This window comes from Pseudomonas sp. B424, from assembly GCF_055408345.1.
The window spans coordinates 47215-66832 of sequence record NZ_JBUZTL010000010.1 but is presented as its reverse complement, the minus strand read 5'-3'; the positions used below and the strand labels follow the sequence as shown (position 1 = coordinate 66832).

Here is a 19618-nt window from a genome sequence, read left to right as displayed (position 1 = left end):
TTTCAGTTTCCTTGTTCGCTTTTAAGTTTTTTGTGGGAGCCGTTTTCTTGCGGGAGCTCCCCCTCCTGCAGAACGATGTAGTCCCGCCCCTCAACCTGGCCGCGACGCAGCGGATTGCGGGTGCAGGACGCCACGTAGCCAGCGTCGACAAAGCGATACATCAAGTGTTCATCCCGCCCGTGAGGTATGCCTAGGCGAGTGGTCTGGATGATCTGCGAAGGTTGTTCTCTGACGTCATCGACCCATAAACGTTCGGGGTCGAAACATTTGGCATCCCAATCGCGCACTTTCAGGCCGAGCGCCTTGCACAGCAAGGTTTGCCCTGCGCAGAGCCTTTGCACGGGGCGCGGGTTGCCTTGGGCATCGGGGTTGTTGAGCTGCATCTGCGCCAGACTGTCGGGGCCCGACAGCTCGTCCAGCCACGGGGCGGCCGATTTGATCAGCACGGCATTGCCGGGGCCGTGAGCACTGAAGTTCAGCGAATCGCCGCCCCGGGCGTAATACATATAGATGTGTCCGCCATCGAGAAACAACGCCCTGCGCTTTTCGGTGTAGCCCAGCGAAGCGTGGCTGCCCTTGTCGGCGATGTAATAGGCTTCGGTTTCTATGATTCGTGCGCTGAGCCACAGGCCGTTGACCCGATGGCGAATGACCTTGCCCAATAATTCGCGAGCAAGCAGCTGGGCGTCGCGGTCAAAAAAGGCATCAGGCAGCATCATTGGCATTTTCAGAGCGGTCAGTGGGTGGCTGAAAAGGCTCCGATCATAGCAAGTCATGCTTAATCGGGGCTGAACGCCGTGTATTTGTAGTCCATTTCGACCATCCGCCTGCCACCGCTGTGCGTAAGGCGGCTGGACCGCTATAATCGGCCGCTTTCCTCCCTGCCAAGACCCTTGAGACCATGACTGAGTCCGTTCTTGACTACATGACCCGCCTGGGTCGCGCTGCTCGCGAAGCCTCCCGCGTGATTGGCCGTGCCAGTACGGCGCAGAAAAACCGTGCCCTGCACGGCGCTGCTGCTGCCCTGGATGCTGCTCGTCAGGAGCTGGTTGCTGCCAACGAGCTGGATCTGGCCGCCGGCCGGGCCAACGGCCTTGAACCGGCCATGCTGGAGCGCCTGGCGCTGACCCCTGCACGCATCGACAGCATGATTGTCGGTTTGCGTCAGGTGGCAAGCCTGCCAGACCCCATCGGCGCGATCCGCGACATGAGCTACCGGCCCTCGGGTATTCAGGTAGGCAAGATGCGCGTGCCGCTGGGCGTGGTAGGGATCATCTATGAGTCGCGTCCGAACGTGACCATCGATGCTGCCAGCCTGTGCTTGAAGTCAGGTAATGCGACGATTCTGCGTGGTGGCTCCGAGGCCATTCACTCCAACCGTGCCATTGCGGTCTGCATTCAGCGAGGTCTGGCCGAGGCCGGGCTGCCGCCAGCCGTGGTGCAAGTGGTTGAAGTGACCGATCGTGCTGCCGTGGGCGCGCTGATCACCATGCCCGAGTACGTCGACGTGATCGTGCCTCGCGGCGGCAAAGGTCTGATCGAACGTGTCAGCCGTGACGCCAAGGTGCCAGTAATCAAGCATCTGGACGGCATTTGCCATGTGTACGTCAGTGCTCAGGCCGACCTGGCCAAGGCCCAGCGCATTGCTTTCAACGCCAAGACCTACCGTTATGGCATTTGCGGGGCGATGGAAACCTTGCTGGTGGATCAGGCCGTGGCAGCGCAGTTTTTGCCGGCAATGGCCGAACAATTTCGCGCCAAGGGCGTCGAACTGCGTGGCTGTGAACGCACCCGGGCGCTGATTGATGCGCTGGCGGCGAGCGAAGAAGACTGGAATACCGAATATCTGGACGCGATTTTGTCGATTCGCATTGTCGACGGGCTGGACCAGGCGATTGAGCACATCAATCACTATGGCTCCCATCACACCGACTCGATCGTGACCGAACATCAGGGTGATGCCCGGCGTTTTATGGCCGAAGTGGACTCCAGTTCCGTGATGCTCAACACACCAACCTGCTTTGCCGATGGATTTGAATACGGATTGGGTGCGGAGATTGGCATTTCTACTGATAAGCTGCACGCCCGCGGCCCGGTCGGTCTCGAAGGTCTGACCTGCGAGAAGTACATCGTGGTTGGTGATGGCCAGCTGCGTGGCCAGGAGCCAGTCTGACTTGGTGGTCCATAAAAGGTCAGTGCTGGCACCGATAATCGAAGCGTTACCCCGACGCATAGGCGTATTGGGCGGAACCTTCGATCCGGTGCATATCGGGCATTTGCGCGGCGGGCTTGAAGTGGCGGAGATGATGGAGCTCGACGAGCTGCGTCTGACCCCCAACGCCAGACCGCCCCACCGCGACCAGCCCCAGGTTTCGGCTATCGACCGTTTGGCGATGGTCGAGTGCGCTGTCGCCGGAGTGGCTACGCTAGTGGTGGACGCCCGGGAGCTGCAACGGGACAAGCCGTCCTACACGATCGATACGCTGGAACTGATGCGGGCCGAGATGGCCGCGGATGACCAGTTGTTTTTACTGTTGGGCTGGGACGCTTTTTGCGGCCTGCCCACCTGGCATCGCTGGGAAGAGTTGCTCCAGCATTGCCATATCCTGGTGCTACAGCGCCCGGATGCCGACAGCGAACCGCCGGATGCCTTGCGCAACCTGCTGGCAGCGCGCTCGGTAAGCGACCCGCAGGCCCTGAAGGGGGCAAGCGGACAGATTGCATTCGTTTGGCAGACGCCGCTCGCGGTATCCGCCACCCAGATCCGTCAACTGCTGGCCAGCGGTAAGTCGGTACGTTACCTGGTGCCCGACGCGGTCCTGGCCTACATCGATGCGCACGGGCTTTACCGTGCGTCGAACTAAAAAGGCGTGTTTCAAGGCGCGAATTGACGTGTATTGAAATACCCGAACATACGAGCAAAACGAGTTTTATATGACTGACAAAGATGTAAGCAAAGTAAAACGCAAAGGCACGTTCAAAAGCGCCCCACTGCCAGAAAAAACCTACAGTGCCGAGCCCCTCAAGGGTGAAGATCTGGTCAAGGTAGCTGTAACGGCTCTGGAAGACGTCAAGGCCCAGGATATCCAGGTTATCGACGTTCGTGACAAGCACAGCATCACTGACTTCATGATCATCGCCACCGGTACGTCCAACCGTCAGATCGGCGCGATGCTCGACAAGATCCGTGAAGCGGTCAAGGCACTGGGCGTCAAGCCTCTGGGCGAAGAAGGCAAGGGCGACAGCGACTGGGTACTGTTGGACATGGACGACGTGATCGTTCACATGATGACCGCCAGCGCCCGTCAGTTCTACGACCTGGAACGCCTGTGGGCCGGTGCTGAACAGAGCCGTGCTGGCAGCGCTGCTCACCACAGCCCGGAAAACACCCATGAGCATTTCCTGAAGCTCAACAAAGACCAAGAGTAAGGGTTCGCTGTGCGCCTGCGTTTGATCGCTGTCGGTTCGCGTATGCCCAAGTGGGTGGAAGAAGGCTGGCATGAATATGCCAAGCGTCTGCCATCCGAGCTGGCGCTTGAACTGGTGGAAATACCGCTCAACACCCGTGGCAAGAATGCCGACGTGGCTCGATTCATCCGTCAGGAAGGCGAGGCCATGCTGGCCAAAGTCGGCCCGGGCGAGCGGATCGTCACCCTCGAAGTGCACGGCAAGCCGTGGAGTACCGAGCAGTTGGCGGTTGAACTCGATCGCTGGCGCCTGGACTCGCGCACGGTGAACTTTATGGTCGGCGGCCCGGAAGGGCTGGCGCCGGAAGTCTGCGCCCGCGCTGACCAGCGCTGGTCGCTGTCGCCGTTGACGTTGCCGCACCCGTTGGTAAGGATTCTGATCGGTGAGCAGTTGTATCGCGCCTGGACAGTGTTGTCCGGGCACCCGTATCACAAATAGCTCAGCGCCCTGAATGTCTCAGCCGATTCGCCTTAAAGACCACGAGAAAGACTCACGCCTTGTGCGCGGACGAGTCGTGGTCGGCGCAATTGTTGTTGTGGTGCTGATTTGTGTGCTGCTCGCGCGTCTTTATTTCCTGCAGGTGGTGCAGTACGAGTACCACTCCACCTTGTCGGAAAACAACCGGGTGCATGTGCAGCCGATTCCGCCCACCCGCGGTTTGATTTTTGACCGTAATGGTGTGGTGATCGCGGACAACCGTCCCAGCTTCAGCCTGACCATGACCCGAGAACGTTCGGGGGACTGGCAGCAAGTACTCGATGTGATTGTCGAGGTGCTGGAGCTCACGCCTGAAGATCGTGCCCTGTTCGAAAAACGCACAAAGCAGGGGCGGCGGCCATTTGAGCCGGTGCCCATTCTGTTTGAGCTTAATGAAGAACAGATCGCCCGGATTGCCGTGAACCAGTTCCGTCTGCCCGGGGTTGAGGTAGTTGCGCAGTTGGTACGCCATTACCCGCAAGGCGCGCATTTTGCGCACTCGGTGGGTTATATGGGACGGATCAACGAAAAAGAGCTTAAAACCCTCGATCCGGTCAACTACAGCGGCACCCATCACATTGGCAAAACGGGCATCGAACGCTTCTATGAAGCCGAGCTGCACGGCCAGGTGGGTTACGAGGAAGTCGAAACCAATGCCCGGGGCCGGGTATTGCGGGTGCTCAAGCGCACCGATCCGATCCCTGGCAAGGACATCGTGCTCAGCCTCGATATCAAGCTGCAAGAGGCGGCCGAAGAAGCCCTGGCAGGGCGTCGTGGCGCAGTGGTCGCACTTGACCCGATGACGGGCGAAGTGCTGGCCATGGTCAGCCAGCCGAGCTTCGATCCCAACCTGTTTGTGACCGGCATCAGCTTCAAGGCTTACGCCGAGCTGCGTGATTCGATTGACCGCCCGTTGTTCAACCGCATCTTGCGCGGCCTGTATCCACCGGGCTCGACCATCAAGCCTGCGGTGGCCATTGCAGGCCTGGACAGCGGCGTGATCAGCGCCACGTCACGGGTTTATGACCCCGGCTATTACCAGTTGCCCAATTACGATCACAAGTACCGTAACTGGAACCGCACCGGTGATGGCTACGTCGATCTGGACACCGCAATCATGCGCTCCAACGACACCTATTTTTATGACCTGGCCCACAAGCTGGGGATTGATCGTCTGTCGACCTACATGAACCAGTTCGGCATTGGCAAGAAAGTCTCCCTCGACATGTTCGAAGAGTCTGCAGGGCTGATGCCGTCCCGTGAGTGGAAGCGTGCCACTCGGCGCCAGGCCTGGTTCCCGGGTGAAACCCTGATTCTGGGGATCGGCCAGGGTTACATGCAGTCCACGCCTTTGCAGCTGGCGCAAGCCACGGCGCTGATTGCCAGCAAAGGCAAGTGGATACGCCCGCATCTGGCCAAGACCATTGAAGGGGTGGCGCCGGTTGATCCTGACCCGATGCCCGATATCGTGCTGCGCGACCCGTCCAACTGGGCCAAGGTCAACCACGGCATGCAGCAAGTGGTGCATGGCGCGCGGGGTACTGCCCGTGTGGCGGGTGTCGGCGCGCAATACCTGATCGCCGGCAAGAGCGGTACCGCGCAGGTGGTGGCGATCAAGCAGGGCGAGAAGTATGACCGCTCCAAGGTTCAGGAGCGTCACCGTGACCACGCCTTGTTCGTCGGCTTTGCTCCGGCCAACAACCCGCAAATCACGGTCTCGGTCATGATTGAAAACGGCGAGGCCGGTAGCCGGGTGGCGTCGCCGGTGGTGCGCAAGGTCATGGATGCCTGGTTGCTGGATGCAGACGGCAAGCTCAAACCCGAATACGCCAGCCCTTCAAAGGCGGAGGCTCCGGCCAATGATAAGTAATTTTGACCGCATCCTCTCCAGCGAGGACGTGATGCGTCGGCGTGCCACGCTGCTTCAGCGTCTGCACATCGATGGGCCGCTGCTGATTTTGCTGCTGACCCTGGCGGCCGGCAGTTTGTTTGTCCTGTATTCGGCCAGTGGCAAAAGCTGGGACTTGCTGAGCAAACAGGCGACATCTTTCGGGATCGGGCTGGTGTCGATGTTCATCATCGCCCAGCTTGAGCCGCGCTTTATGGCGCGCTGGGTGCCAATCGGTTACTTGATCGGGGTCATGTTGCTGGTGGTGGTGGACGTCATGGGCCACAACGCCATGGGCGCCACGCGCTGGATCAACATTCCGGGGGTGATTCGCTTCCAGCCCTCGGAGTTCATGAAAATCCTCATGCCGGCGACCATTGCCTGGTACCTGTCCAAGCGCACCCTGCCGCCACAGCTCAAGCATGTGGCGGTCAGCCTGATGCTGATCGGGGTGCCCTTTGCCCTGATCGTGCGCCAGCCTGACCTGGGTACAGCGCTGCTGGTACTGGCGGGCGGCGCGTTTGTGCTGTTCATGGGTGGCTTGCGCTGGCGCTGGATCCTCAGCGTGCTGGCCGCGGCGGTGCCGGTGGCGATTGCCATGTGGATGTTCGTGATGCACGACTACCAGAAGCAGCGCGTACTGACCTTCCTCGACCCGGAAAGCGATCCGTTGGGTACCGGCTGGAACATCATCCAGTCCAAGGCCGCCATCGGTTCGGGCGGGGTGTTTGGCAAGGGCTGGCTGCTGGGCACCCAATCGCACCTGGACTTCCTGCCTGAAAGCCACACCGACTTCATCATCGCGGTGATGGGCGAAGAGTTCGGCCTGGTGGGCATTTGCGCACTGCTGCTGATTTACCTGCTGTTGATTGGTCGCGGCCTGGTGATTACCGCCCAGGCACAGACACTGTTCGGCAAATTGCTGGCAGGCAGTCTGACCATGACGTTTTTTGTTTATGTTTTCGTCAACATCGGTATGGTCAGTGGCCTGTTGCCCGTAGTAGGCGTGCCATTGCCATTTATCAGTTACGGCGGTACTTCGCTCGTGACGCTGCTTTCAGCGTTTGGGGTTTTGATGTCGATTCACACGCATCGCAAGTGGATCGCACAAGTTTGATTAAGGTGAATTATTCAATGCAAGCAATGCGTGGCTGGGCCGCTCGATACGCGCCATGGGTAGGCCTGCTGGGTCTGTTCGGGGCAGCGCAGGGCGCGGTGGCCGGCGACTACGAAGGTTCGCCCCAGGTGGCTGAGTTCGTCGGTGAAATGACCCGCGACTACGGTTTCGCCGGCGAGCAACTGATGGGCGTGTTCCGCGAGGCCGAGCGCAAGCAGAGCATTCTCGATGCGATCTCGCGCCCGGCCGAACGCGTCAAGCAGTGGAAAGAGTACGGCCCGATGTTCCTGACCGATGCCCGGGTAGCCCGTGGTGTCGACTTCTGGCGTGAACACGAGGCCGTGCTGGCCCGCGCCGAGCAGGAATACGGGGTACCGGCCCAGGTGATTGTGTCGATCATCGGCGTCGAAACCTTTTACGGCCGCAACACTGGCAATTACCGGGTGATCGATGCGCTGTCGACCCTGGGTTTCGATTACCCGCCGCGTGCCGAGTTTTTCCGCAAGGAACTGCGTGAGTTCCTGCTGCTGACCCGTGAAGAGCAAGTCGACCCGCTGACGCTCAAGGGCTCCTATGCCGGGGCTATGGGGTTGCCGCAGTTTATGCCGAGCAGCTTTCGCGCCTATGCGGTGGACTTCGACGGTGATGGCCACATCAATATCTGGAGCAACCCGGACGATGCCATTGGCAGTGTCGCCAGCTACTTCAAGCGTCATGGCTGGGTAGCCGGCGAGCCGGTGGTTATCCGTGCCGATGCGCGGGGCGATCGGGTCGATGAAGGCCTGACCCAGGGCATCGAACCGGTCAAGACCGTCGGGGAGTTGCGAGCGCTGGGGTGGTCGAGTCATGATGCGCTGCGTGACGACATGCCGGTTACGGCGTTCCGTCTGGAAGGCGCCGATGGCCCTGAATACTGGATGGGCCTGAAGAATTTTTACGCGATCACGCGCTACAACCGAAGCGTGATGTACGCCATGGCAGTGCATCAACTGTCCGACCTGCTGGTTCAAGCACGGGGCAACAAGTAATGCCGTTTCTAGCGATCCGCACACCTTTGAAGCTCACTGCCTGCACCGTTCTCGCGTTGCTGGTTGCGAGCTGTTCCAGCACCCCCCCGCAGCAGCAAAAGACGGCGGCTGTTCGCTCGACTCCGGGCCTGGACATCAACCGCGCGCACAAGGACGGCGCGCCGTGGTGGGACGTCGACGTGTCGCGCATCCCGGATGCCACGCCGACCCTGCACAGCGGCCCTTACAAGGCCAGCCCGTACTCCGTGCTGGGCAAGACCTACTTCCCGATGCAAGAGTCCAAGACCTACGTGGCCTCGGGCACGGCGTCCTGGTACGGTACCAAGTTCCACGGCCAGAACACCGCCAACGGCGAAGTGTATGACCTGTATGGCATGAGCGCGGCGCATAAAACCCTGCCGTTGCCCAGCTACGTCAAAGTCACCAACCTCGATAACGGCAAGGTCGTTGTCCTGCGGGTTAACGACCGCGGCCCGTTCTATTCGGACCGAATTATCGACCTGTCCTACGCAGCTGCCAAAAAGCTGGGCTATGCCGAGACCGGCACGGCCCGGGTGAAGGTTGAAGGTATCGATCCGCAGGCCTGGTGGGCCCAGCGCGGTCGTCCGGCACCGTTGATGCTCAATGAGCCGAAAGTGGCTCAGAGCGCCCCCGGCCCTAACGTGGCCACCGGCAAGATTGAACAATGGACGCCGCCGGCCCAGCAGCATGCTGCCGATGTCGTACCGGTCAGCCCTATGGCCAAGGGCCAGGGTACGTATTTGCAGGTAGGTGCTTTTGCCAATCCGGACGCTGCCGAGTTGCTTCGCTCCAAACTCAGTGGCATGGTCAGCGCTCCCGTATTTATCAGCTCGATTGTGCGCAATCAGCAAACCTTGCACCGCGTACGCCTGGGGCCTATTGCCTCGGCGGGCGAGGTACAGCAGATGCAAAGCAGCGTGCGTCAGGCCAATCTGGGCCAGCCGAGCGTTGTGACATCGGATCAGTAACACCTGTCAAAGCGTTGGGCCTTGAGCGTTCGGGGCCCAAACGCAGTTGCAGCGGTCAAGAATAAAAGCCCTTCGAGGGGCGGGCCTGCAACTGAATACGCGGCAGCCAGTCAGAGAACTGCCTGTACAGTTTTGCCCGTGAGGGCAAGTTTCCATTAACAACTTCGAGAGACGGATGAACATCACCACTTTTGCCAAACGCCTGTGCCTGCTTGTACCGCTGATCATCACGCCTGCCGCCTGGGCGGTCGAGATGATGCCCGCACCGCCACAACTGGCTGCCAAGGCTTACGTTCTGATGGATGCCAGCAGCGGTAACGTGCTGGTCGAGAACAACGGCGACCAGCGTCTGCCGCCAGCCAGCCTGACCAAGCTGATGACCGCTTATATTGCGACCCTGGAGATCCGTCGTGGCCAGATCGGTGAAAGCGATCCGGTAACCGTCAGCGAAAACGCATGGCGCACCGGCGGCTCGCGCATGTTCATCAAGGTCGGCACCCAGGTGTCGGTCAGCGATCTGCTGCACGGGATCATCATTCAGTCGGGTAACGACGCCAGCGTGGCTCTGGCCGAGCACATTGCCGGCAGCGAAGACGCATTCGCCGACATGATGAACAAGACTGCTGGCGAGCTGGGCATGACCAACAGCCACTTCATGAACCCGACCGGCCTGCCGAACCCGGAGCACTACTCGTCGGCTCATGACATGGCGTTGCTGGCCCGTGCCATCATTCACGAAGACCCGACTCACTACGCGATCTACTCGCAGAAAGAGTTCTTCTGGAACGGCATCAAGCAGACTAACCGCAACCTGTTGCTGTGGCGTGACAAGACCGTTGATGGTCTGAAAACCGGCCACACCGACGAAGCCGGCTACTGCATGGTGTCGTCAGCTGTTCGTGACGGCCAGCGCCTGATCGCTGTGGTATTCGGTACCAACAGCGAAGTCGCCCGTGCTGCCGAGACTCAAAAGCTGCTGACCTACGGTTTCCGCTTCTTCGAAACCCAGACCTTCTACCAGAAGGGCGTAGAGCTGGCTCAGGCGCCAGTCTGGAAAGGCACGACCAACCAGGTTAAAGCCGGTCTGGCCGAAGACTTGACCATGACCCTGCCTAAAGGCCAATTGAAAAAGCTGGCTGCAAGCATGACCATGAACCCGCAACTGATGGCCCCTATCGCCAAAGGCGATGTGATCGGCAAGGTTGAGGTCAAGCTCGATGACAAGGTTGTGCACAGCGCCGACCTGATCGCACTTGAGCCCGTTGAGGAAGGTGGTATTTTCCGACGCGTTTGGGACAGCATCCGTCTATTCTTCTACGGCATGTTCAACTGATAGCATCCCCTTGTGTGACCCCGCGCCCACCCTGCGCGGGGCACGTTTGCAGCTCAGGGCTTACGAGGCCGTTACGCCATGACCGATACCGAAGTAAAGGCGCCAAAGATCGAATTTCCTAACGTGGATTACCCGGTTAAGGTGATCAGCGATACAGGCGTGGGCAACAGGGACGCGATCATTGAAATCGTCAAGAAACACGCGACGATCAATCATGACCGTGTTGATGAACGCCAAAGCAGCAACGGCAAGTACACCACGATCCAGTTGCACATCGTGGCGACCGACCAGGATCAGCTGTACAACATCAACAGCGACTTGCGAGCCACCGGCTTCGTGCACATGGTGTTGTGATGTCGCAGGTCCTGGGTATTCGCGAGCTGGGTTTGCTCGACTACGAGCACACCTGGCTGGCGATGCAGCGGTTTACCGATGGGCGCAAGCTTGATCCGGACACGCAGGACGAAGTCTGGCTGGTGCAGCATCCGCCGGTGTTTACCCAGGGTCAGGCAGGCAAGGCCGAGCATCTGCTGCTGCCGGGGGATATCCCGGTGGTCAAGTCGGATCGCGGAGGCCAGGTGACCTACCACGGCCCTGGCCAGCTGGTCGCGTACCTGATGCTTGATGTGCGCCGGTTGGGTTATGGCGTGCGTGAGCTGGTAACGCGCATGGAGCACTGCCTGATCGACCTGCTCGCCAGCTACGGCGTGAACGCTGCAGCCAAGGCTGATGCACCGGGCGTGTATGTTGATGGCGCGAAAATCGCCTCTCTGGGGCTGCGGATCCGCAATGGCTGCTCCTTCCACGGTCTGGCCCTGAATGTGGACATGGACCTGGAACCGTTTCGACGGATTAACCCCTGTGGCTATGCGGGGCTGGCGATGACCCAGTTGCGTGACCATGCAGGGCCGATTGAATTTGCCGAGGTAGGTGTCCGACTGCGTGCGCAGCTCGTCAAACACCTCGACTATGCTGAGCAGACGACCCTTACGGGCGGAATCGATTGATATGACTACTGCGCAAGACGCTGTTCAAACCCTGATCCCTACGCTGGACATCTCAGAACGTGCAGCCCGCGCCAGCGAGGCCCGTTCCAAGGTTGAGACCGGCGTCAAATTGCGCGGTGCCGAAAAGGTTGCGCGTATCCCGGTAAAGATCATTCCGACCACCGAGCTGCCGAAGAAGCCTGACTGGATTCGCGTACGCATTCCGGTTTCGCCCGAGGTAGACCGCATCAAGTCGCTGCTGCGCAAACACAAGTTGCACAGCGTATGCGAAGAAGCGTCCTGCCCGAACCTGGGCGAGTGTTTCTCGGGTGGTACTGCGACGTTCATGATCATGGGTGACATCTGCACCCGTCGCTGCCCGTTCTGCGACGTGGGTCACGGCCGGCCGAAGCCTCTGGACGTCAACGAGCCTGAAAGCCTGGCTGTTGCCATCGCTGACCTGCGCCTCAAGTACGTGGTGATCACCTCGGTGGACCGTGATGACCTGCGTGATGGCGGTGCCCAGCACTTTGCCGACTGCATTCGCGAGATCCGCAAGTTGTCGCCGGGCGTGCTGCTTGAAACCCTGGTCCCGGATTACCGTGGCCGCATGGACGTTGCGCTGGAAATCACCGCAGCCGAGCCGCCTGACGTGTTCAACCACAACCTCGAAACCGTACCTCGCCTGTACAAGGCTGCGCGTCCGGGTTCCGACTACCAGTGGTCGCTGACCTTGCTGCAGCGCTTCAAGCAGATGATGCCGCACATCCCGACCAAATCCGGCCTGATGCTGGGTTTGGGCGAAACGGACGAAGAAGTGATCGAAGTGATGAAGCGCATGCGCGAACATGACATCGACATGCTGACCCTTGGGCAGTACTTGCAGCCGTCGCGCAGTCACTTGCCTGTACAGCGCTTCGTGCACCCGGACGTGTTCGCCTGGTTTGCCGAAGAAGGCTACAAAATGGGCTTCAAAAACGTGGCATCGGGCCCGCTGGTACGTTCTTCGTACCACGCCGATGAGCAAGCCAAACTGGTCAAGTCCATGCTGGTGGGTGCCTGACCCCATGACCAGCCGGCTCACCGCGCACGTGTCTTTCAAGGCCCACAGCGCGGTGCCCGCGCTACCCGCTGGCGGGGTGATCGCTCTGATCGCCCCGGCAGGTCCCGCCGAACTCGATCTCAACCTTGCCACCCAATGGATGCATGCACGCGGCTATCAGCTGCGGGTAATGGCGGGGGTGTGGGAAAAGGATGGCTACCTCGCAGGTTCCGATGCGGTGCGCTTGCGCGACCTGCATGAGGCATTTGCGGATGACAGCATTGATGCCATTTTCTGTTTGCGCGGCGGCTACGGCACCCCGCGCTTGCTGGATAGCATCGATTTTGAGCTTCTGCGCCGTCATCCCAAGCCTTTTGTGGGCTATAGCGATATCACCGCGCTGCACCTGGCGATCACCCGGTACGCGGGCTTTGTCACCTTCCATGGGCCTATGCTTAACGCTGACCTGTTGGGCAACAAACAGCCGCCCACCGAATCCTCATTGCTGCGCATGCTCCGCGGGCAGCAACCGCCCGTGCTGGAGCATCCTGCTGCCTACCCGCTGATGACCCTTGCACCAGGCTGTGCCAGCGGCCGTTTGCAGGGCGGCAATCTGTCCATGATCTGCGCCACCCTGGGGACGGCGTTTGAGCTGGATGCCGAAGACATCATTCTGTTTATCGAAGACGTGAACGAGCCTTTGTACCGGATTGACCGGCTGCTGACGCATATGCGCCTGGCGGGCAAGCTCAGCAGGTTGCGCGGCGTGTTGGTGGGGGATGTAGCCGGGGTTGATGTTCAGGCCCTGGCACGGCTGCTCACACAGGAACTGGGGCCGTTGGGCATTCCGGTGCTGGCCGGGTGGCGCAGCGGGCATTGCGACCCGAACCTGACGTTACCGATGGGCGCTCAGGTACGGCTGGATGCGGACAGGCAGCAGTTGGTAATTGAACAGGCGGTAGTAACAGCGAAGATCTAATCCTGTGGGAGCGAGCCTGCTCGCGAAGAGTATTACGACTGTGTAACGCCCTTCGCGAGCAAGCTCGCTCCGCATCTGCTACTTAGTTGCTACGCAAACTTTCAAGCAGCTTGTGACTCGGGTAGCCATCTGCTGGCCAGCCCATGGCTTGCTGTGCGCTGCGAATCGCCTTGCGGGTGTTGGCGCCAATAATGCCGTCTGCATTGCCCGCATCGTAGTTGCGCTGACTAAGCAGGGTTTGCAACTCGATCCGCTCGGAGCGGCTCAAAGGACGGTCGTCTTTAGGCCAGTCACCTTTTATCGTACCGCCACCATTGAAGCGTTCGGACAACAAGCCCACGGCCAGTGCATAGGACGAAGAGTTGTTGTAACGCAGGATGGCGCGGAAGTTATCCAGCACCAGGAACGCCGGGCCACGGTAGCCCGCAGGCAGCAGCAGGGTAGCGGTCAACTGCTCTGAGCCTGCGGAACTGGCAGGGACAGTGACCCCCAGCTTGCGCCATTCATCGACGCTTTTTTTGACCGTACCATCGGCCAGAGCGTAGTCAAAGCCGGCAGGCAGTGTGACTTCAAAGCCCCACGGCTGTCCTTGCTTCCAGCCTGAGCTTTGCAGGTAATGGGCAGTAGACGCCAGGGCATCAGCCGAGCTGTTCCAGATATCCCGACGGCCATCACCATCAAAATCCACAGCGTGGGTTTCATAGGTGGTGGGGATAAATTGGGTCTGGCCCATGGCACCGGCCCAGGAACCGAGCATTTTTTCAGGGCTGATATCGCCCTCCTGAATGATCTTCAGGGCGGCAATCAGTTGGCTTTGGGCGAACTCCGGGCGACGGCCTTCGTAGGCCAGGGTGGCCAGCGAACGAATGACCGACTTGTTGCCCTGGAACGAACCGAAGTTGCTTTCCATGCCCCATACAGACACCAGGGCCTGGCGATCGACGCCATAACGCTGTTCGATGCGGCTCAGCAGTTCGGCATTTTGCTCCAGCAAACGCTGGCCATTACGCACACGCAAAGGCGACAGGGCACCCTCGAGGTACTCCCACACTGGGCGGCTGAATTCGGGCTGGCTGCGATCGGCCTTGATGACGCCCATGTCGGGGGTAATGCCGATAAACGCGTTATCGAACACCAGCGGGTTGATCCCGGCTTTCAGGGCCCGGTCCCGGAAATTGGCTTGCCACTCGGCGAAGCTCTGAGCGGGCTGGACAAAGGGGGCTGCATCGGTGCTTGGTGCGCTGGTGGTCACCGCTGGGGCGGGAGGCGTCACAGGCAGGGGTTGAGCATCGGCTGCGGTCGGTTTCTCGGCGCAGGCGACTAAAAGGATGACGCTGGATGCTGCGATCAGTTGGCGCATCGGCCAACCGCGTTTATGACGTAAGGGCATACTCAGGTCCAGGTAATGCAAAACAGGTGCAGACCTTATCATCCCCGCTGTCAGGCAGCCAGAAAGTAAAAAGCCTCCCGGTCTCTCGACTGGAAGGCTTCGCGGCGGTAGCTGCCCTTGCCTTTGGCGGGGCGTTCCTGGCGGCTGCGGAACAGGGGTTGGGCGACAATGGATTTGGCCTTGTTGGGGCGCTTGCTCATGATTTGTACTCTCGCGTGTTTTGAACAAGCGCAAATCATCGGCCAGTTTTTTTGAGTTGTCCAGTGGCTGGCACAGAACCTTGTAGCCGCTGCCGAAGGCTGGGATAAGGGTCGCAGGTCCTTCTAAATACAGAGGCCGCTTCGCAGCCTCGTTCCTCGTCAGCGGCTACAGGTTTGCGGGTTATTCCGCAGGCAGATTGAGCCGTTGCCCGCACATCAACAGCGCCAGACGGCTAAGGCTGTTCCAGGCCGAACCTGGCGCCTGGCCCTTGATTTGCGCATCTATGCGTTGCGCGTCCATCAGCAATTGGGCCCAGCGCTGCGCCGAATAGCGTTGCAAGGCTTTGCTCATCAGGGGTTTGCGTTTGTCCCACACTGGAGGGCGGGCCTGGCTGAATGCCTTGTCCAGCGGGATGCCCTGGCTGTATTGCAGTGCAATATTGGCCAGTACCCGCAGCTCACGAGCCAGCGCCCACAAAATGACCGGAGGCTCTACGCCTTCACCGCGTAGGCCTTCCAGCATGCGCAATGCGTGGGCTGCCTCGCCGTTGAGTACTGCATCCACCAGCCCGAAGACGTCAAAGCGTGCACTGTCAGCCACCGCAGCCTGCACGGTTTCGACGGTGATCTGGCCTTCTTCGGCCATCAGCTTGAGCTTTTCGATTTCCTGGGCGGCCGCCAGCAAGTTGCCTTCGACCCGCGCTGCGATCAGCTCGACCGCATCCTGGCTGGCAGACAAGCCGGCCTGGGACAATCGTTGACGAATCCATTGCGGCAGCTGGTTGGTGTCTACCGGCCAGATCTGTACGAACTGGGTGTGTGGCCCGTCGATAAGCGCCTTGCCCCACTTGGTCTTTTGCGCGCTGCCATCAAGCTTGGGCAGGCTGATCAACAGCAGGGTGTCTTCGGCCGGGCGCGAGCAGTACTCAATCAGGGCGGCAGCGCCCTTGTCACCTGGCTTGCCTGAGGGAAGGCGCAGTTCCAGAAGGCGCCTTTGGGCAAACAGCGACATGCTGGCGCCCGCCTGCAGCAGCGAGCCCCAGTCAAAACTGGCGTCGGCGCTGAACACCTGGCGTTCATCAAAACCTTGTTGGCGGGCGGTACTGCGAATGGCGTCTGCCGCTTCCTGACACAGCAACGGGTCATCGCCGCTGATGATGTAGACCGGCGAGAGATTGCCTTGCAGGTGTTTGGCGAGTTGGGCGGGGGCGAGTTTCATAGGGGCTATAACGATAGCGGGGCGCTTGAGCGCCCCGTATGCCTTACTGGTTTTGCAGTTCGAGTGGCGACTGTTGAGGGGTTTCCTCTTGAGCCTTGCGTGCAGCTTCGATGGCGTCGGCTTCAGCCTTGGCTTTCTCATCCGCAACCTGTTGCAGCTTTTCCAGCTGGGCCGGGGTCAGCTGTTCCAGACGCAGTACCATTTGCTGGATGAGGTCGCGACGCATCTCTTTACGGATCATCACGGCTTCCTGGCCGGAACCGGCGATGTTGCTGGCGTCCTGCAGGTAAACCTTGTGCGCTTCAACCTTGCTGTTGAGCAGCGTCAGGTTGTTATGGCCCACGACTTCGTAGTTGAGCACGTTGGTCAGTTCATACTCGGCCGTACCACCGTTGCCGGAGTAGCTGGCGGCACGCTGGGTTTCTTTTTCGCTGGTCAGAATCAGTTTGTACGGAGCATTGGCGGTGAGTTTGACGCCGCTGTTTTCCAGTACCTGGCGCAGTTCACGCACGGTGTCGCCATAGGCGTTGCGTGCGCTGACGTCGAGTTCGGTGATAGTCAGCTGGTTGGTGCCGGTACCGCGCAGCTGGAAGCCGCAGGCGCTCAACAGAACAGCGAGACCCATCACCAGCAAATTGCGTTTGATCATGTGTTGCTCCCCTTGAAACCGGATGGGCCGACACGCGGCCCTGAAGGTCTTGTTGGACGCCCGCACAGGGTGCGGGCGCCTGTTCCAGTTAGCTCGCGACGATGTTGACCAGTTTGCCGGGCACCACGATCACTTTACGAATCGTCAGGCCATCGGTAAACCGCAGAACGTTTTCGTTGATGCGGGCAGCGGCTTCAATGTCTTCACGGCTGGCGCCGGCTGGCATTTCGATATGCCCGCGCAGTTTGCCGTTTACCTGGATAACCAGCTGCAGGGTGTCTTGCACCAGTGCGCTTTCATCCAGGGTTGGCCATGGCGCGTCGATGACGGCGCCGGCATGGCCCAATCGGTTCCACAGCTCATGGCTGATATGCGGGGTAATTGGCGCCAGTACCAGTGCAACCGTCTCAAGGCCTTCCTGCAGCAAGGCACGGTCCTGTTCGGTGGTCTGCGGTGCTTTTTCGAGCACATTCATCACGGTCATCACCTGGGCGACGGCGGTATTGAACTTGTGATGCAGGCCGACATCCTGGCTCGCTTGCTTGATGGCCTGGTGGATGGCACGACGAATGACTTTTTGTTCGTCATTGAGGGTGCTTATGTCCAGCGCCCCCGGCAGGCCTTGGCCAACATGGGTGTGAGCCAGGCGCCATACGCGCTTGAGGAAGCGGTGCGAACCTTCAACACCCGAGTCCGACCATTCCAGGCTTGCGTCAGGCGGCGAGGCGAACATCATGAACAGGCGGCAGGTATCTGCGCCGTATTGTTCGATCATGTACTGCGGGTCAACGCCGTTGTTCAGCGATTTGGACATCTTCTGCGTGCCGCCGATTTCTACCGGCAGGCCGTCAGTCTTCAGCGTGGCGCCGATGATCTTGGCCTTGGCATCACGTACGATTTCTACGTCGTCAGGGTTGAAGAAGTCCTTGCCGCCGTTGTCCAGCGTACGGAAGTAAGTCTCGGCGATCACCATGCCTTGGGTCAGCAGGTTCTTGAACGGCTCGTTGGAGCTGACCAGGCCTTCGTCACGCATCAGTTTGTGGAAGAAACGTGCGTAGAGCAGGTGCAGGATTGCGTGCTCGATACCGCCAATGTACTGATCTACCGGCAACCAGTGGTCAGCTGCCGATTTTTCGACCAGGCCGCCTTCATAGTGTGGCGAGGCGTAGCGGGCGTAGTACCACGACGACTCGACGAAGGTGTCCATGGTGTCTGTTTCGCGCTTGGCCGGTGCGCCGCATTTAGGGCAGCTGCATTCGTAGAATTCTGGCATGCGTGCCAATGGCGAACCGGCGCCATCGGGAACGACGTCTTCTGGCAAGACGACCGGCAGCTGGTCTTCAGGTACAGGCACGTCACCGCAGGTGTCGCAATGTACGATCGGGATCGGGCAGCCCCAGTAGCGCTGACGGCTGATGCCCCAGTCGCGCAGGCGGAACTGGGTGCGCGATTGACCCAGACCTTTGGCAGTCAGGGCGGCTTCGATTGCGTCGAACGCGCCCTGGAAGTCGAGGCCGTCGAATTCGCCGGAGTTGATCAGGGTGCCGTGTTCGTTGTAAGCCGCCAGCCACGGGGCCGGGGTCTCGTCGCCTGCACTGGTACGCACGACCGGCATGATCGGCAAGTCGTACTTGGTGGCGAATTCGAAATCACGCTCGTCGTGTGCCGGCACAGCCATGACTGCGCCGTCGCCGTAATGCATCAGCACATAGTTGGCGACCCATACCGGGAGCTTTTCGCCGGTCAGCGGGTGCTCAACGAACAGTGAGGTTGGCAGGCCCTTTTTCTCCTGGGTCGCCATGTCGGCTTCGGCAACGCTGCCGCCCTTGCATTCAGCGATGAACGCCTGCAGCTCAGGATTGCCTTGTGCGGCCAGGGTAGCCAGCGGGTGCTCGGCAGCCACGGCAACGTAAGTCGCGCCCATCAACGTATCCGGGCGGGTGGTGAAGACCTTGAGCGTGCCCGCTTCGCCGATGGAGTCGACGTTGTAAGGGAACTGCACTTCCATGCCGCGGGATTTGCCAATCCAGTTGCGCTGCATGGTTTTGACCTGCTCCGGCCAGCCGGGCATGTCGTCGAGGCCTTCAAGCAGTTCATCTGCGTAAGCAGTGATCTTGAAGTAGTACATCGGGATTTCGCGCTTTTCGATCACTGCGCCGGAGCGCCAGCCGCGACCGTCGATCACTTGTTCGTTGGCCAGAACGGTCTGGTCCACCGGGTCCCAGTTTACGGTGCCGTTTTTGCGGTAGATCACACCTTTTTCGAACAGGCGGGTGAACAGCCATTGTTCCCAGCGGTAGTAATCCGGCTTGCAGGTGGTGATTTCGCGGGACCAGTCAACAGCCAGGCCCAGGCTGCGAAGCTGGGTTTTCATGTAAGCGATGTTTTCGTAAGTCCACTTGGCCGGCGCGACGTTGTTTTTCATCGCGGCGTTTTCGGCCGGCATGCCAAAAGCGTCCCAACCCATGGGCTGCAGGACGTTTTTGCCAAGCATGCGCTGGTAACGGGAAATCACGTCACCGATGGTGTAGTTGCGCACGTGCCCCATGTGTAGCTTGCCGCTTGGGTACGGGAACATCGATAGGCAGTAGAAAGTCTCCTTGCCTAGATCTTCGCTGACTTCGAAGGACTTTTGGTTGTCCCAGAATGATTGGGCGGCGGCTTCTATTTCACGGGGCTGATATTGTTCGTGCATGGCTACTTGTACTAATAAAGGGTGGCCTAATCCTCTTCAACAAATACCGGCTAATGTGTTGCCCGGTCAGGTTGGAGTAGGAGTTACAGGAAGTCCCGTAGCATACATGACCCCACTCTATCGAGGGAAACCCTGATTGCCTCATCATTCCGTTGGTC

At 59.8% G+C, this 19618-nt stretch carries 19 protein-coding genes; 13 read left to right on the top strand and 6 right to left on the bottom strand.

Translation table 11 applies throughout. The features are described from left to right. Nucleotides 1–2 precede the first annotated feature (2 nt). Nucleotides 3–725, bottom strand: a complete 723-nt coding sequence (locus ACZRMS_RS13985; RefSeq protein WP_463995786.1) for a DNA-3-methyladenine glycosylase — start codon at nucleotides 723–725, stop codon at nucleotides 3–5. 176 nt (nucleotides 726–901) lie between these two features. Here ACZRMS_RS13985 and ACZRMS_RS13980 point away from each other — a divergent pair, with 176 nt between their 5' ends. From ACZRMS_RS13980 to ACZRMS_RS13920, 13 genes are all read left to right on the top strand, one after another. Next, nucleotides 902–2173 (top strand): glutamate-5-semialdehyde dehydrogenase, encoded by a 1272-nt coding sequence (locus ACZRMS_RS13980; protein ID WP_463995736.1) that lies wholly within the window; start codon nucleotides 902–904, stop codon nucleotides 2171–2173. After that, nucleotides 2142–2864, top strand: coding sequence for a nicotinate-nucleotide adenylyltransferase (gene nadD / locus ACZRMS_RS13975; protein WP_463995735.1), 723 nt, complete (start codon nucleotides 2142–2144; stop codon nucleotides 2862–2864). Before ACZRMS_RS13980 ends, nadD begins: the two co-directional genes overlap by 32 nt. A 70-nt stretch (nucleotides 2865–2934) precedes the next feature. Next, nucleotides 2935–3429 (top strand): ribosome silencing factor, encoded by a 495-nt coding sequence (gene rsfS, locus ACZRMS_RS13970; RefSeq protein ID WP_463995734.1) that lies wholly within the window; start codon nucleotides 2935–2937, stop codon nucleotides 3427–3429. A gap of 9 nt (nucleotides 3430–3438) precedes the next feature. Further along, nucleotides 3439–3906: a 23S rRNA (pseudouridine(1915)-N(3))-methyltransferase RlmH gene (gene rlmH, locus ACZRMS_RS13965; RefSeq protein WP_003444191.1), complete on the top strand. Its 468-nt coding sequence runs from the start codon at nucleotides 3439–3441 to the stop codon at nucleotides 3904–3906. Between the two features lie 13 nt (nucleotides 3907–3919). Beyond that, nucleotides 3920–5815, top strand: coding sequence for a penicillin-binding protein 2 (mrdA, locus tag ACZRMS_RS13960; RefSeq protein ID WP_463995733.1), 1896 nt, complete (start codon nucleotides 3920–3922; stop codon nucleotides 5813–5815). A 31-nt stretch (nucleotides 5816–5846) separates the two neighbouring features. Beyond that, nucleotides 5847–6950, top strand: coding sequence for a rod shape-determining protein RodA (gene rodA, locus ACZRMS_RS13955; RefSeq protein ID WP_463995785.1), 1104 nt, complete (start codon nucleotides 5847–5849; stop codon nucleotides 6948–6950). Nucleotides 6951–6967: 17 nt separating this feature from the next. Continuing rightward, entirely contained in the window at nucleotides 6968–7978 is a 1011-nt protein-coding gene (gene mltB / locus ACZRMS_RS13950) for a lytic murein transglycosylase B (protein ID WP_463995732.1), read from the top strand. Next, complete coding sequence (locus ACZRMS_RS13945; RefSeq protein ID WP_463995731.1) at nucleotides 7978–8967, top strand: septal ring lytic transglycosylase RlpA family protein; 990 nt, start codon at nucleotides 7978–7980, stop codon at nucleotides 8965–8967. The genes mltB and ACZRMS_RS13945 overlap by 1 nt, the downstream gene beginning before the upstream one ends. A 175-nt stretch (nucleotides 8968–9142) precedes the next feature. Beyond that, nucleotides 9143–10300, top strand: a complete 1158-nt coding sequence (locus ACZRMS_RS13940) for a D-alanyl-D-alanine carboxypeptidase family protein (protein ID WP_463995730.1) — start codon at nucleotides 9143–9145, stop codon at nucleotides 10298–10300. Between the two features lie 78 nt (nucleotides 10301–10378). Beyond that, nucleotides 10379–10654: a DUF493 domain-containing protein gene (locus ACZRMS_RS13935; RefSeq protein ID WP_048359371.1), complete on the top strand. Its 276-nt coding sequence runs from the start codon at nucleotides 10379–10381 to the stop codon at nucleotides 10652–10654. Next, nucleotides 10654–11307 (top strand): lipoyl(octanoyl) transferase LipB, encoded by a 654-nt coding sequence (gene lipB / locus ACZRMS_RS13930; protein WP_463995729.1) that lies wholly within the window; start codon nucleotides 10654–10656, stop codon nucleotides 11305–11307. The genes ACZRMS_RS13935 and lipB overlap by 1 nt, the downstream gene beginning before the upstream one ends. A gap of 1 nt (nucleotide 11308) precedes the next feature. Next, nucleotides 11309–12349: a lipoyl synthase gene (lipA, locus tag ACZRMS_RS13925; protein WP_048359369.1), complete on the top strand. Its 1041-nt coding sequence runs from the start codon at nucleotides 11309–11311 to the stop codon at nucleotides 12347–12349. A 4-nt stretch (nucleotides 12350–12353) separates the two neighbouring features. After that, nucleotides 12354–13307 carry a S66 peptidase family protein gene (locus ACZRMS_RS13920; protein ID WP_463995728.1) on the top strand — a complete coding sequence of 318 codons (954 nt, stop codon included), beginning with the start codon at nucleotides 12354–12356 and terminating at the stop codon, nucleotides 13305–13307. Nucleotides 13308–13389: 82 nt separating this feature from the next. On the opposite strand, the gene ACZRMS_RS13915 is transcribed toward ACZRMS_RS13920, so the two are convergent. The 5 genes from ACZRMS_RS13915 to leuS form a co-directional block, all read right to left on the bottom strand. After that, nucleotides 13390–14697: a lytic murein transglycosylase gene (locus ACZRMS_RS13915; protein WP_463995727.1), complete on the bottom strand. Its 1308-nt coding sequence runs from the start codon at nucleotides 14695–14697 to the stop codon at nucleotides 13390–13392. Between the two features lie 50 nt (nucleotides 14698–14747). Next, complete coding sequence (gene arfA / locus ACZRMS_RS13910; protein WP_003444166.1) at nucleotides 14748–14897, bottom strand: alternative ribosome rescue factor ArfA; 150 nt, start codon at nucleotides 14895–14897, stop codon at nucleotides 14748–14750. A 181-nt stretch (nucleotides 14898–15078) separates the two neighbouring features. Then, a complete protein-coding gene (gene holA / locus ACZRMS_RS13905) occupies nucleotides 15079–16116 on the bottom strand; it encodes a DNA polymerase III subunit delta (protein WP_463995726.1) in 1038 nt (345 codons plus the stop codon). A gap of 43 nt (nucleotides 16117–16159) precedes the next feature. After that, nucleotides 16160–16765: an LPS-assembly lipoprotein LptE gene (locus tag ACZRMS_RS13900; RefSeq protein ID WP_463995725.1), complete on the bottom strand. Its 606-nt coding sequence runs from the start codon at nucleotides 16763–16765 to the stop codon at nucleotides 16160–16162. Between the two features lie 88 nt (nucleotides 16766–16853). Continuing rightward, the gene (gene leuS, locus ACZRMS_RS13895) at nucleotides 16854–19460 is read right to left on the bottom strand and encodes a leucine--tRNA ligase (protein WP_463995724.1); all 2607 of its coding nucleotides are present in this window, start codon (nucleotides 19458–19460) and stop codon (nucleotides 16854–16856) included. Nucleotides 19461–19618: the final 158 nt, after the last annotated feature.

Bases quoted from the DNA above. Each gene is read 5' to 3' on its own strand.
- ACZRMS_RS13985 (WP_463995786.1), bottom strand. From the start codon at position 725: ATGCCAATGATGCTGCCTGATGCCTTTTTTGACCGCGACGCCCAGCTG.
- ACZRMS_RS13980 (WP_463995736.1), top strand. From the start codon at position 902: ATGACTGAGTCCGTTCTTGACTACATGACCCGCCTGGGTCGCGCTGCT.
- nadD (WP_463995735.1), top strand. From the start codon at position 2,142: ATGGCCAGCTGCGTGGCCAGGAGCCAGTCTGACTTGGTGGTCCATAAA.
- rsfS (WP_463995734.1), top strand. From the start codon at position 2,935: ATGACTGACAAAGATGTAAGCAAAGTAAAACGCAAAGGCACGTTCAAA.
- mrdA (WP_463995733.1), top strand. From the start codon at position 3,920: ATGTCTCAGCCGATTCGCCTTAAAGACCACGAGAAAGACTCACGCCTT.
- rodA (WP_463995785.1), top strand. From the start codon at position 5,847: ATGCGTCGGCGTGCCACGCTGCTTCAGCGTCTGCACATCGATGGGCCG.
- mltB (WP_463995732.1), top strand. From the start codon at position 6,968: ATGCAAGCAATGCGTGGCTGGGCCGCTCGATACGCGCCATGGGTAGGC.
- ACZRMS_RS13945 (WP_463995731.1), top strand. From the start codon at position 7,978: ATGCCGTTTCTAGCGATCCGCACACCTTTGAAGCTCACTGCCTGCACC.
- ACZRMS_RS13940 (WP_463995730.1), top strand. From the start codon at position 9,143: ATGAACATCACCACTTTTGCCAAACGCCTGTGCCTGCTTGTACCGCTG.
- ACZRMS_RS13935 (WP_048359371.1), top strand. From the start codon at position 10,379: ATGACCGATACCGAAGTAAAGGCGCCAAAGATCGAATTTCCTAACGTG.
- lipB (WP_463995729.1), top strand. From the start codon at position 10,654: ATGTCGCAGGTCCTGGGTATTCGCGAGCTGGGTTTGCTCGACTACGAG.
- lipA (WP_048359369.1), top strand. From the start codon at position 11,309: ATGACTACTGCGCAAGACGCTGTTCAAACCCTGATCCCTACGCTGGAC.
- ACZRMS_RS13920 (WP_463995728.1), top strand. From the start codon at position 12,354: ATGACCAGCCGGCTCACCGCGCACGTGTCTTTCAAGGCCCACAGCGCG.
- ACZRMS_RS13915 (WP_463995727.1), bottom strand. From the start codon at position 14,697: ATGCCCTTACGTCATAAACGCGGTTGGCCGATGCGCCAACTGATCGCA.
- arfA (WP_003444166.1), bottom strand. From the start codon at position 14,897: ATGAGCAAGCGCCCCAACAAGGCCAAATCCATTGTCGCCCAACCCCTG.
- holA (WP_463995726.1), bottom strand. From the start codon at position 16,116: ATGAAACTCGCCCCCGCCCAACTCGCCAAACACCTGCAAGGCAATCTC.
- ACZRMS_RS13900 (WP_463995725.1), bottom strand. From the start codon at position 16,765: ATGATCAAACGCAATTTGCTGGTGATGGGTCTCGCTGTTCTGTTGAGC.
- leuS (WP_463995724.1), bottom strand. From the start codon at position 19,460: ATGCACGAACAATATCAGCCCCGTGAAATAGAAGCCGCCGCCCAATCA.